Here is a 12,139-nt window from a genome sequence, read left to right as displayed (position 1 = left end):
TATCAAAGTTGGTCCCGCCGCCATGTGTCATCATCGCAATGGCACCGGCAACGGACATTAATTTCAAGTTGGGTTGAGTGAATTTAATCTGAAGCTAAACTCAGAACTCCAGCTTATGCGTGCGGCCATGCGCGACCAGCCGCTGGTTCAGCGCATCGGCTTCAGGCGCGCCGGATTCCAGTGCGAAAATGAAGGCATGGGTCAGGTAGAAACAGGCGGCGTCGATGTCCCGCGCCGTTTCGCGCTCATCCGCGGCCAGCGTATAGTACCGGATCAGGTCGGCAGGATCGTTGCGATCATGAGCGTCCAGCAGAAGTCGATCCAGTTCCTGTTTGTCCATAGGTGTCCCTATTTGTCGTCGACCGGCCAACCTCTGACTGGCTGGCCGATCCGATAAGGTTAGCCTGCGCGGCCGTTTTCGACTTGCGTCGCGACCCAATGGTGGAAGTTATGCGTCGGCCCGTCCATGGCGGGCGAAAACCGACCGCCGTCGAATAACATACCATGTCGGCCTTTCTGCATGCCTTCGACGACAAAGACATCCTCTTCGAATACCGTCTTCCACAGCTGCGCGTTCGAAGCACGCAGTCCATCATGCTGCGGAGTGTCATCAGTGCTTTTGGCGTAGTACAGCTCGATATGTTCGACGGTGTTTTCCTGATCGACTGCCTCCAGCACAATGGCAAATGCGTGATCGCGTTGCACACCCAGCAGAACGTTTGGATAAACCGCAATATACTCAGCGCCTTCGTTCCACTTGTCGCTCAGCCCGTCAAAATCCGGGAAGGTTGCGCCGTCCTGATCTGTCAGTTGGCGGTAAACCAGGGTTCCTTGGCCCGAATACTGATCGCGCTCTTCGATGTTGTAGTGATCCTCCAGCCGCGAATAACTGTTCAGACCGGGATGCACCCATGGCAGGTGATAGCTTTCGCAATAGTTCTCGACCGCAAGCTTCCAGTTGGTCTTGACCTCAAGCTTGAATGAGGACGTTTCACCGCCGTGGAAGACGGGTTTCTCAAATTCCTTCCAACGTTCCAGCAGGGGGCCGTGTACCTCTTCGAATTCCGGTGCTGTGCCGTCAACATTCACAAAGATCACATCCCGCCAGACGTAGGACCGCACGCGGATCAGACCCAGGTCTTCGCGATTGACGTCTTCGTGCTTGTTCTGGCCGGGACCACCCACATGCGGGGTTGCGCGCAGCTCACCTTTCAGGCTGTAGCACCAGCTGTGATAGGGGCAGCGGATTGCGCCGCCGATTTTGCGCGGCGTGTCTACCAGAATCATCCCGCGGTGGCGGCAGGTGTTTTGGAAAACGCCAACCTCGCCGTCTTTGTCCCGGACAATCAGCAGCGGCATGCCCAGAAAATCGACTGGTTTTGCATCGCCTTCTTCCGGAACATCCTTGCCGAAGCCGATCCCGGACCAGTTGGCATACAGCACAGAACGCTTTTCTTCGTCAAAAACGGTCGGATCGATGTAATGTTCGTTCGGCAGGCCATTTGCGACGTTTACATCGGCCAGAACGGAAGACAGCGCGCTATGCTTGTTCATCGGGCTCTCCTGAGGTTTTGCTGGATGCCATTAATCCCTATTGGCGGATTGAACCTGTTGGTCTCAATATCAGAAAAGCTCATCAGAGAGTGATTTCACCTAAACCGAACCTTCCTGAACCTCTTGAACGATCCAGTTCTTAAGGGCGCGGGCACTTTCTGAGAGCTCTTCGTCCGGTCGCCCGACCAAATAAAACTGGTTCGGCGCGGGCACTTGATGCGTGCCAATCGGCACCAGTTTGCCTGATTGCAGCATGGGTTGGATCAGCCGCTGCCAACCCAGCGCCAGCCCGGCACCCTTGCGCGCAAGCTGCAGCGCGACGGAATAGCTGTTGACGCGGGATTCAATGGGCACTGTGCCATTATATCCCAACTGCTGGAACCATTCGGGCCAGGTGGTCCAGGTGCGGTCTTCTGACTCCAAATGGATCAGCCGTTCAGAGGTCAGATCCTCAAGACCGGCATCCGCAAGCCTTTCTGCCATCTCTGGGCTTCCGACCGGGACTAGCTGGTCGCGAAACAGCGGAGTGTGTGACAGGTTGGGATCGCTGTCCCGCCCATAGCGAATGAAAAAGTCGACGTCAGGCCGATCGCGAAAGGGGCGATCCTGTGACAGTTGATCAACATTGACTTCGGGCATGTCCCGCCAGAACCGAATGACAGCCGGAGACAACCACAACGCGGCAACCGCGGTTGTCGATCCTACGGTCACCTTTCCGGCTGTCGATCGGTCGCGGATCATGCTCAGCGTTTTCGAAATGCGGCCGAAGGACGTGGACAGCGCGTCATAAAGCGCCTTGCCATCCTCGGTCAGATCAACGCCGCGATGCTTGCGTTGAAACAACGGTGTGTCCAGATCGCCTTCTAGCGCCTTGATCTGGTGGCTGACCGCACCGGGTGTAACGGACAGTTCAACGGCGGCGTTCTTAAAGCTCAGGTGGCGGGCGGCGGCCTCAAAAGCTGACAAGGTTGTCAGCGGCGGCAGGTTGTAGTGTCGTCTGGACATGGAAGCTGGTGAATCGTTTTTCGGGTTAGTTTAATTTTTATCAACTCAGTTTTAGTTTTTTTGAAGGTGAAAGCTATAGCGCTTTTGATGATTTGATGTTTTTCTGGCTCAAGTTAAAGGCGGATGTCGCATTTTTCGTCAATGCGTCGGTTCTGGCCGAATTTTGAACGGAGCGCCACTATAGTCAGTTCTACCAACAAACTTTGTGTTTTTCGGGCTTTTCGAGAGAATTTTCCGGGCGTCGCAAGACGGTACTGCGACACAATGATGTCCCGAACTGACAAACGGGAAAGGTCGAAAGGGGACGTGAAGGAGGCGCGAACCCATTCCCAGTTGGTAAGACCGAGTATCGCCTGATTGCACGGTGTGTTGAATTCAATGCAACTCAGAAGGCGTAAGACCATGCGGCGGTGCCGCATTTCTGAAACACAGAAACGAGACAAGAAAGAGCCGATACGTCTGCTGCAGCACCTTCCCCATCGTTCGAGGCGATTGGGCGAATTGCGTGAAGTGCAGAGACAGTATCGCAATTGATACAGCACCACGGAGGAGCAACATGTCGATACCCGAACCCTTTACGGATCTAGAGATAGAAACGGCCGATGCCGGATTCTATGAAAATTACAGCGTCCCAATCGCCCTAATCAGTAAGGGCATCATGGTTGCCCTTGTGCTATGGGCACTTGTCTTTCCGGCCAATGCCAATAGCACACTTGGCAGCTGGAACGGAAAGTTGCTGGAAGTCTTCAACAGCTTCTACGTGGTCATTGTCGGCCTGTTTGTCATCTTCCTCGTCATTGTTGCCATCCTTCCAACGACCGGAAAGCGGGTTATGGGAACAGCGGGCGAAAAACCCGAGTTTTCGAACTTCTCCTGGTTCTCGATGATGTTCGGAGCGGGTCTGGGTGTCGGCCTGATGGTTTTTGCCACCGCTGAACCTTTGGGCCTGTGGGGATCGAACCCCGAAGTCGTGGCCGGTGCAGTTGCAGGCAATGATCCAGAGTCCGTTCAATCCGCGTATCGGTATACTTTCCTGCATTATGGCTTTCATGCCTGGGCAATTTACGTGGTGACCGGCCTGTCGCTGGCCTACTACGCCTATACTCGTGACATGCCTCTGACCATTCGCGCGGCTCTTACCCCGCTTTTCGGTCGTCTGATGAACGGTTTTCTCGGCCACGTCGTTGACGTTCTGGGTGTTGTTGCAACGATCCTGGGTGTGTCTGTTACGATCGGGTTTGGTGTCAGCCAGTTCATCGACGGTCTGTATGCAATCACCGGCATGGAATGGATCATGGATTTTGGTGGTGAAGTACCTACGCCAAGCAAAGTTGGTCTGATCGCAGGTCTGGTTGTCATCATGGGTCTGTCGATCATTTCGGCGGTCTCGGGTGTTGGTCGCGGTGTTAAATACTTGTCGAACCTGAACCTTGTTCTGTCGATCATCCTGCTGGGCACCTTTGTGATCTTCGGCTCGTTCGTATTCGCCATGACAACCTATGGCACAGCACTGTTTGACTACCTTCTGCACTTCCTCTCGCTGAGCTTTGGTGCATACGGTCCGTTGTCGACCGAAGCGTTTGCAGCGGCTCTGCCTGCAGAAGCGCAGGCGCATGCTGCTGATCTGGTGGGTGGCGCAACCAACGCATGGGGCAGCTTTGACGGCTTTAAGAGCGGTCTTGAAGGTGCTGCGGCGGAGTTGAGTGACGACACGCTGGCGGCTGTTTACGCCGCAGGCGAGCAAGGCCGTCAGTTTGGCTGGCAGTCGGGCTGGACCACCTTCTACTGGGCTTGGTGGATTGCGTTCTCGCCGTTCGTGGGCCTGTTCCTGGCGCGCATCTCCAAGGGTCGGTCTGTGCGTGAGTTCATTCTGGGCTGCGTACTGGCGCCGGCGCTGGTTTGCTTTGCCTGGATGACTGTTCTGGGTGGTACCGCGATTGATCTGGAATTGGCTGGTGCAGCAGAAGGCGCGATCATCGGTGCGTCGAACACCAACAAGCTGTTCGTGACGCTGTCTTACATGATCGACGGTGGGCTTCTGTCCATGCTGAACGTCATGTGCGTGATCCTGATCATGACCTTCCTGGTGACTTCTGCGGACTCGGGCATTCTGGTTATGAACACCATCATGTCCGGTGGCAGCCAAGAAACCGGCGTTAAGCACCGTATCATCTGGGGTGTTATCCTGACAGCTGTGATCGGTGCGCTGATCTTGGCCGCTGGCGAAAACAACCCGATGGACGCGTTGCGCAATGCGATGATCATTGGTGCTCTGCCCTTTACTGTTGTCATGGGGCTGATGATGGTTTCGCTGACCAAGGCGCTCTATCGTGATGGTCGGCGCGACAAGCACACCGATGCTAGCACGCAGGCCGCAGAATAAGCGCAGGTCTTAATGCCAAAACAGACGCCGCCCCATTTGGGGCGGTGTTTTTCGTTCCGGGTGTCTATGTCGTTTCCTGCAAACAGATATCGCAATCAGTGAGGTGCGCCGGCGCCGAATCCGTCAGTCTGATTAGCAAGATTGGAGGATTGCCCCGTGAACATTCGTACTGCGACACGCTCGGGCGGACGCTCTGCCCGCCGCGCCCTGCGCACTGCCCCGAACTTTGAAATGCTGCCTGGCCTGACCAGAGGCATCCCCTTGTGTGAAGTGATGGATAGCGCTCAAGTCGAACGCATAGACAGTGCCTCGATGGACATCCTTGAGAACGTTGGCGTTCAGTTCCGAGACCCCATCGCGCTGGAAGATTGGAAGAAGGCCGGTGCCAAAGTCGATGGCGAACTGGTTTACCTCGACCGCGGGTTGGTGCGCGAGTTGATCGCCACCATACCCAGCGACTTCACATATCACGCGCGGGATCCGAAAAAGAATGTGCGGCTGGGCGGTAAGCACTCGATCTTTGTGCCTATGACCGGCGCCCCATTTCTGCGCGATCTGGACGACGTGCGCCGAAATCCGTTGTTGGAAGATCTGGCGATGTTCCACAAACTCAGTCACATGATGCCCGCGCTGCATTCCTCGGCCCATCACATCGTGGAACCCTACGACCATCCGATCAGTCAACGGCACCTGCGCATCACCTATTCGTCGATGAAGCATTCGGACAAGACGTTCATGGGCATGACCACTTCACCCAAGAATGCCGAAGACGTCATGGACATGTGCGGGATCTTGTTTGGCGAGGAATTTCTTGAAGATCACCCGGTGACCACCGGTAACTGCAACGGCAACTCGCCGTTGGTGTGGGACGAAACCATGCTGGGTGCATTGCGGGCCTTTTGCCGTCGCAATCAACCAGTGCTCTGCTCACCCTTCGTTCTGGGGGGGGCCAACACGCCTGCATCTGTTCCGGCCACTGTGGCGCAGCTGAATGCCGAGGCGCTTAGCGCGCTGGCCTACACACAGGTCATTCGCAAGGGTGCGCCGGCGATCTATGGGCACTACCTGTCGACCGTGTCGATGAAATCCGGTGCGCCGATGGCGGGTACACCCGAAATTAACCTAATGAATTTCATGATTGGCCAGATGGCCCGGTATTATGACGTCCCTTGGCGTACTTCGAACACGCTGGGTGGTGCCAAAACCTTTGACGCCCAGGCCGGATATGAATCTGCCACCACCTTGCAGGCAGTCATGCATGCGGGCGCTAACTACATCTGGCATTCAGCCGGATGGAATGAGGCCGGGATGCACTGTTCCGTGGCCAAGTTTATCGTCGACGCCGAACAATGCGCGATGGCCTATCGCATGGCTGAGGGGCCGAGATGGGATGATTTTGATCAAGCTCTTGCAGCAGTGCCCGATGTCGGGCCCGGCGGGCACTATCTGGGACATCCGCACACGCAGGACAATTTCCAGAGCGCCTTCTTCATGCCTGAACTGTTCGACAACAACTCGATCGAACAATGGCAGGCCGAAGGTAGTGTCGAAATCACGGAACGCGCCCTGAACCGCGCACGCGCGTTGCTGGCCGAATATGAGGAACCCAAACTGGACGAGGCGAAAAACGAAGCCCTGCTGGATTACATCGCCCGGCGCGAGCGCGAGATCCCGGCGGCTGACGAGCTGAACCAGAGTTACTAGGATTATCGCCCCCGAGACTTGCCCGCCCGACACCAGGGCGGGTTTTTTCCTTTCAAGACACGATGGAATATCTGCAGTGAAAATTACCGAAATTCACATCTATAGCCACGATCTGCCGGTCAAGAACGGCCCCTATACAATGGCCAATGCCGAGGTCTGGGCGTTGGACGCCACACTGGTCAAGTTGGTGACCGACAACGGATTGGTCGGATGGGGAGAGACTTGCCCGGTTGGCCCCACGTATGCCGAGGCACACGCTGCTGGTGCGCGTGCCGCTCTGGCCCAAATGGCAAATGGGTTGCTGGGCGCCAAGGTTTCGCTGCTGGGGCTGCACCGTCGGATGGATGGTCTTCTAAACGGCCACAACTATGCCAAAGCGGCCATCGACATTGCAGCGCATGACCTGCTGGGCAAGCAATTTGGGGTCAGCGTATCGGAACTGCTCGGCGGTGCCGAAGTGGACAAGGTTCCGTCGTATTACGCGACTGGTGTTGGGGCGCCGGATGATATCGCCACACTGGCAGCAGGAAAATTGACCGAAGGCTATCCGCGACTGCAAATCAAGGTTGGCGGTCGTCCGGTTGAGGTTGACATCGAAACCATCCGCAAAGTGTGGGAGGTCATTGGCGGGTCCGGAATGCGCTTGGCCGTGGACGGAAACCGAGGTTGGACAACCCGTGATGCGTTACGCGTCAGTCGCGAATGCCCGGATATCCCTTTTGTCATGGAACAACCCTGCAACACGATTGAGGACCTGCAAAAGATACGGCCACAAATTGGCCATCCGATATACATGGACGAGAACTCCACCGATCTGAACACGGTTATCTCAGCGGCCGGCACTGGCCTGGTGGATGGGTTTGGTATGAAAGTCACACGGATTGGTGGCCTGCAGCCAATGCGCGCGTTTCGAGACCTCTGCGAGGCGCGCAATCTGCCTCATACCTGCGACGACAGTTGGGGCGGGGACATTATCGCCGCGGCCTGCGTGCATATTGGCGCGACGGTCCGACCCGATCTGCTGGAAGGTGTTTGGCTGGCTGCACCATACATCGAAGGAAATTACGATGCCGAGAATGGAATCAGCATAGAGGGTGGGTATATCCAAGTTCCAACCGGGCCGGGGTTGGGCGTCGTTCCCGACGAAACCCGCTTTGGCGCGCCCGTCGCATCTTTCTGATGGAGCATATCATGGAGTTTGCAGGAAAATCGGCTTTGGTCACGGGCGCTGCTGGGGGGATCGGAACCTCTCTGGTGCGCCGCCTACGTGCTGCCGGCGCGCAGGTTGCCGTTGCTGACCGCCTGACCGACGGGATCGAGGCTGATGCCCATCTGCCCGGCGATCTGCTGGACCCGGTCTATGCCGATGCGCTGCCGAAACGGGCGGCAGATGCGCTGGGCGGGTTGGACATTGTTGTTAACAACGCAGGTGTCATTACGCGGGGTGCCGTCACTGAAACCTCGGATCAGGATTGGTCTCTGTCTCTGGGCGTGAACGTCGAAGCCCCCTTTCGAATTTGCCGCGCTGCGATACCGATAATGGCTGCGAACGGAGGCGGGGCGATCGTAAACACCGCATCCTGTTGGGGTCTGCGTCCTGGCCCAAACCATGCGGTCTACTGCATGACCAAGGCAGCGATCGCCTCTCTGACCCAATGCATGGGGATGGACCACGCCCATCAGGGCATCCGCATCAACGCCGTTTGCCCAAACGAGGTGAACACGCCTATGCTGCGGTCCGGGTTCGCCAAGCGCGGGTTCGATCCGGATACCGCGGTGGCCGAACTGGGGCAGACTGTTCCCCTGGGCAGAATTGCCGAACCTGAAGATATTGCCGACGTGATCCTGTTTTTGGCCTCGGATGCGTCGCGGTATGTGTGCGGTGCGTTACTGGAAGTGAATGGAGGCAAGCCGGTATCATGACCCGATTTAATGGCAAAATCGCCCTTGTCACCGGAGGACGCAGCGGGATCGGTCGGGCCATTGCTGATCGACTGCGTCAGGACGGGGCGCAGGTGTTTACCGCACAACGCGGGCAAGATCCCAGGTTCGAAGGGATCGAGGCAAATTTTGGTGATCCGAGCAGCCCGCAATCTGTGGTAAATCAAGTCGTTGAGCGGGCAGGGCGTCTGGATATCCTCGTCAACAACGCGGGCATGATGCAGGAAGCCCTTGTCGAAGATATGAGCCTGGAGGATTGGCAGCGCAACCTGACAGTCAACCTGACGGCCCCTTTTTTGCTGATCAAGGCGGCATTGCCCCATCTGCGGCAGACGCAAGGGAACATCGTCAACATCGGCTCGATCGAAGGATTGGGCTGTAATCCGGGCCATGCGGCCTATTGTGCGACCAAGGCCGGGTTGCACGGCTTGACCCGTGCCGTCGCCGTGGATCACGGGACGGAGGGGGTCCGCTGCAACGCGGTGGCGCCCGGCTGGATCGACACTGAACTGAACATGGGTTTCATCGACGCTCAGCCGGACCCGGATGCATTTCGCCGCGACATTGGCCGCATCCATCCCGTCGCCCGGACTGGCCGACCAGAGGAGGTCGCGGCAGTGGTGGCGTTTCTTGCGTCTGAAGAGGCCAGCTTTGTCACCGGTCAGATTTATACGGTGGATGGGGGTCGCATGTCCAAGCTCAGCCTGCCCTGACAGGTCATTCCTTTCCGGAACGCCACTCTTTCCAAATCAGATAGCTGTTTGCACCCAAAGATGCGAACGGCTCGGGTGGTAGGCGCGGCGGCATCGGCTGGGTCAGGAAATGATCCGCAATGTATGATCCGCCCTGCGTGACCAATTCCGCCACCGCCATGCCCTGCAATGTCCCTCGGGCAATTCCCAAACCGTTCTGACAACAGGCCGAGAAGACGCCCGTGTCCAACTCTCGGAACGCCGCTGATCCGTTTCGGCTAAGGCAAAGCATTCCAGCCCAACGATGCTCCATTTGCACATTGGGCAGATGCGGGAATCGTTCGCGGAACTTGCGGTCGTGCACCCACCCTGCATTACGCAGGCGCATTGGGCTGGTTTCGATTGTCGGGTGAAATGTTGAACAAGACCGGATCAGGATCCGGTCGCCATAGCTGCCCGAGACCCGCCGGACCGAGGTGCCCATCGGATCAGCCGGAGTGACCGACCAGCGGGATTGACCGCCCAATGTCGTGACCTGTTCAGGCGTCAAACGCTCGGTGATCGACGCGTAAAGGCAGATGTGCATCAGTCGGCGCTCGTAGAACCCGAAGCTTTCCAAATGGCCGTTATTGGCCAGAATGATCCGACCTGTTGAAACTTGCGCATCGGGTGTTTTTACCAGCCACCCCGCGCCTTGTTTTTCCAAGGCGGTAACGGGAGAGTTTTCGAACAGATCAACTTGTGACGATAAGTGGGAGGACAGAGCCCGAATGTAACCGGCGGGCTGAATCATCACCGTGCCAGGCGCATAAAGGCCCGAGCTGTAGTGCGGGCTGCCCGTGATCTCTTGCATCTGTTGGCGGTCAAAAAGCGTGCTGGGCTCTCCCAACCGATCCAGATGTGCGGCGAATTCGCGGTTGTGCCTGTCCCCGGCTCGTGTGGCAGCGGCGTTGAACTTGCCACATGGGTCGAACATTTCCTGCGGCAGCTCGCATTCTTCAGCCACGTTCGTTGCAAATCTTATTGCGCGGCGGTTTAGGGCTATGGTTGCGCGGTCCGCTTCCAGCCCGTTTCCGGCGTAATTGTCCGAGGCCAGATCATGAGGCAGATCGATCATGAAGCCCGAATTGCGACCAGCGGAACCTTCGGCAAAACGACCGGCCTCTAGCAGAACAACCTTGAGCGCTGGGTCAACCTGATGCAGCCGGCGCGCAGCGCTCAGCCCGGCAAACCCGCCACCGACAATTGTGACGTCGGCTGAGATGTTCTGTTCAAGTCGGGGGAGCGATGTTTGGGGCGGCAGAATGGCGTTCCACCCCGCCGGCCCAGTCTGTCGTGGCAGCCGTTTTGCAGTATAGGCCGTCAATCGATCGCCTCGTCCGCGTCATCGGCCAGATCAATCCAGATGGTTTTCAACTGGGTGTACTGGTCGTGGGCGTGGACCGAGTTGTCGCGGCCACCAAAACCGGATTGTTTGTAGCCGCCGAAGGGGGTGGTGATGTCACCCTCGCCAAAGCTGTTCACCGTCACGGTTCCGGCGCGGATCGCCCGCGCGCCGCGGATGGCTCGCTTGGCGTTAGCCGTAAAGATCGAAGCACACAGGCCATAGTCGGTGTCATTGGCAATCTTGATGGCCTCGTCAAAGCCAGACACTTCGATCACCGACAGAACGGGACCAAAGATCTCTTCGCGCGCCAGAGTGCTGTGATTGCCGGGCACTTCGACCACGGTCGCTTCGACAAAACCCTTGTTGGCATTGCCACCAATCACCACGTTTTCGGCTTGTTCTAAGTAGCCGCAGACCTTGTTGTAGTGGCCTTCGCTGACCAACGCACCCATTCGGGTTTCCGGGTCCAGCGGATCACCGATGTTCCACTGCTTCGCGTGATGGGCGATCCGCTCCAGCAACTCGGCCTTTACGTCCTTGTGCACGATCAGACGGGACGAGGCGGAACAGTTCTCACCCATATTCCAGAACGCGCCATTCACGACATGGGCCGCCACGCGGTCAAGGTTCTCGGCATCATCCATCACGATGGCCGGGTTCTTGCCGCCCATCTCCAACACAACCTCTTTGGCGTTGCTTTCCGCCGAATAGGTCAGGAACCGTTTGCCAGTGACGGTCGAGCCGGTGAAAGAGACCATGTCGATATCCATGTGTCGACCAATCGGCTCACCGACATCAGCGCCGCCACCGGGCACGATGTTCAAAACGCCGCGCGGCAGGCCCGCCTCCATCGCCAGTTCCGCGAGGCGCAGGGCGGTCAGCGTGGTTTCGGTCGCCGGTTTCACCACGACGGAACAGCCCGCCGCCAGCGCTGGCCCGATCTTCCACGCCAGCATCAGCAGCGGGAAGTTCCACGGCAGCACCAACCCCACAACTCCGATGGGTTCGCGCACCACCATGGCGATGTGGTCGTCGCTGGCGGGCGAGACCTGATCATAGATCTTGTCGATCGCCTCGGCATGCCATTTCAGGCAGTGTATCGTTTCGGGGATATCCACGGTTTCGCAGTCATAGATGGTCTTGCCGCTGTCGATACTCTCCATCACTGCCAATTCACGGGCATTGCGAGTCATCAACTTGGCCAGTCGGATCAGTATGTCCTTGCGATCCGAGGGGTGCATTCTGGACCAGCGTCCATCGTCAAACGCCTCGCGCGCTTTTTCGACGGCAAAATCCACATCCGCCGCGTCGCAAGCGGCAATATCGGCCAGATTCTCACCTGTAGCGGGGTTCACCGTCGCAAAGGTCTTGCCTGAGATAGCCGGGCGGTAAGCGCCGTCGATGAAGGCCCCGGTGGGCAAGGTCAGGCCCGCAGCGATGGATTTGTATTCGTCCTGTGTCAGCAATTCCATG

General features: G+C 57.5%; 10 protein-coding genes. 5 read left to right on the top strand and 5 right to left on the bottom strand.

Going from position 1 to position 12,139, the window contains the following annotated elements; genetic code table 11:
- Positions 1-100 precede the first annotated feature (100 nt).
- From AC2FGC_RS06890 to AC2FGC_RS06880, 3 genes are all read right to left on the bottom strand, one after another.
- A complete protein-coding gene (locus tag AC2FGC_RS06890; protein ID WP_496725469.1) occupies positions 101-340 on the bottom strand; it encodes a hypothetical protein in 240 nt (79 codons plus the stop codon).
- A gap of 59 nt (positions 341-399) precedes the next feature.
- Positions 400-1,554 carry an aromatic ring-hydroxylating oxygenase subunit alpha gene (locus AC2FGC_RS06885; protein ID WP_496725470.1) on the bottom strand — a complete coding sequence of 385 codons (1,155 nt, stop codon included), beginning with the start codon at positions 1,552-1,554 and terminating at the stop codon, positions 400-402.
- Positions 1,555-1,653: 99 nt separating this feature from the next.
- Positions 1,654-2,559 (bottom strand): LysR substrate-binding domain-containing protein, encoded by a 906-nt coding sequence (locus AC2FGC_RS06880; RefSeq protein WP_496725471.1) that lies wholly within the window; start codon positions 2,557-2,559, stop codon positions 1,654-1,656.
- 556 nt (positions 2,560-3,115) lie between these two features.
- Between AC2FGC_RS06880 and AC2FGC_RS06875 the strand changes: the two genes are divergently transcribed.
- The 5 genes from AC2FGC_RS06875 (at position 3,116) to AC2FGC_RS06855 (ending at position 9,300) form a co-directional block, all read left to right on the top strand.
- The gene (locus AC2FGC_RS06875; RefSeq protein ID WP_496781793.1) at positions 3,116-4,942 is read left to right on the top strand and encodes a BCCT family transporter; all 1,827 of its coding nucleotides are present in this window, start codon (positions 3,116-3,118) and stop codon (positions 4,940-4,942) included.
- A 156-nt stretch (positions 4,943-5,098) separates the two neighbouring features.
- Positions 5,099-6,646, top strand: a complete 1,548-nt coding sequence (locus tag AC2FGC_RS06870; RefSeq protein ID WP_496725473.1) for a trimethylamine methyltransferase family protein — start codon at positions 5,099-5,101, stop codon at positions 6,644-6,646.
- 76 nt (positions 6,647-6,722) lie between these two features.
- Positions 6,723-7,826 (top strand): mandelate racemase/muconate lactonizing enzyme family protein, encoded by a 1,104-nt coding sequence (locus tag AC2FGC_RS06865; RefSeq protein WP_496781791.1) that lies wholly within the window; start codon positions 6,723-6,725, stop codon positions 7,824-7,826.
- Positions 7,827-7,837: 11 nt separating this feature from the next.
- Complete coding sequence (locus tag AC2FGC_RS06860) at positions 7,838-8,569, top strand: SDR family NAD(P)-dependent oxidoreductase (protein WP_496725475.1); 732 nt, start codon at positions 7,838-7,840, stop codon at positions 8,567-8,569.
- Positions 8,566-9,300 carry an SDR family NAD(P)-dependent oxidoreductase gene (locus tag AC2FGC_RS06855; RefSeq protein WP_496725476.1) on the top strand — a complete coding sequence of 245 codons (735 nt, stop codon included), beginning with the start codon at positions 8,566-8,568 and terminating at the stop codon, positions 9,298-9,300. The genes AC2FGC_RS06860 and AC2FGC_RS06855 overlap by 4 nt, the downstream gene beginning before the upstream one ends.
- 4 nt (positions 9,301-9,304) lie before the next feature.
- Here the strand turns inward: AC2FGC_RS06855 and AC2FGC_RS06850 are convergent, their stop codons facing one another.
- Together AC2FGC_RS06850 and AC2FGC_RS06845 are read right to left on the bottom strand one after the other, a co-directional pair.
- Positions 9,305-10,645 carry an NAD(P)/FAD-dependent oxidoreductase gene (locus tag AC2FGC_RS06850; RefSeq protein WP_496725477.1) on the bottom strand — a complete coding sequence of 447 codons (1,341 nt, stop codon included), beginning with the start codon at positions 10,643-10,645 and terminating at the stop codon, positions 9,305-9,307.
- A complete protein-coding gene (locus tag AC2FGC_RS06845; protein ID WP_496725478.1) occupies positions 10,642-12,138 on the bottom strand; it encodes an aldehyde dehydrogenase in 1,497 nt (498 codons plus the stop codon). Before AC2FGC_RS06845 ends, AC2FGC_RS06850 begins: the two co-directional genes overlap by 4 nt.
- Between the last annotated feature and the right edge of the window lies 1 nt (position 12,139).

The organism is Ruegeria sp. CDSC054, assembly GCF_059610645.1.
Note: the sequence above shows the minus strand (reverse complement) of the source record. Positions and strands in the feature narration are given on the sequence as shown.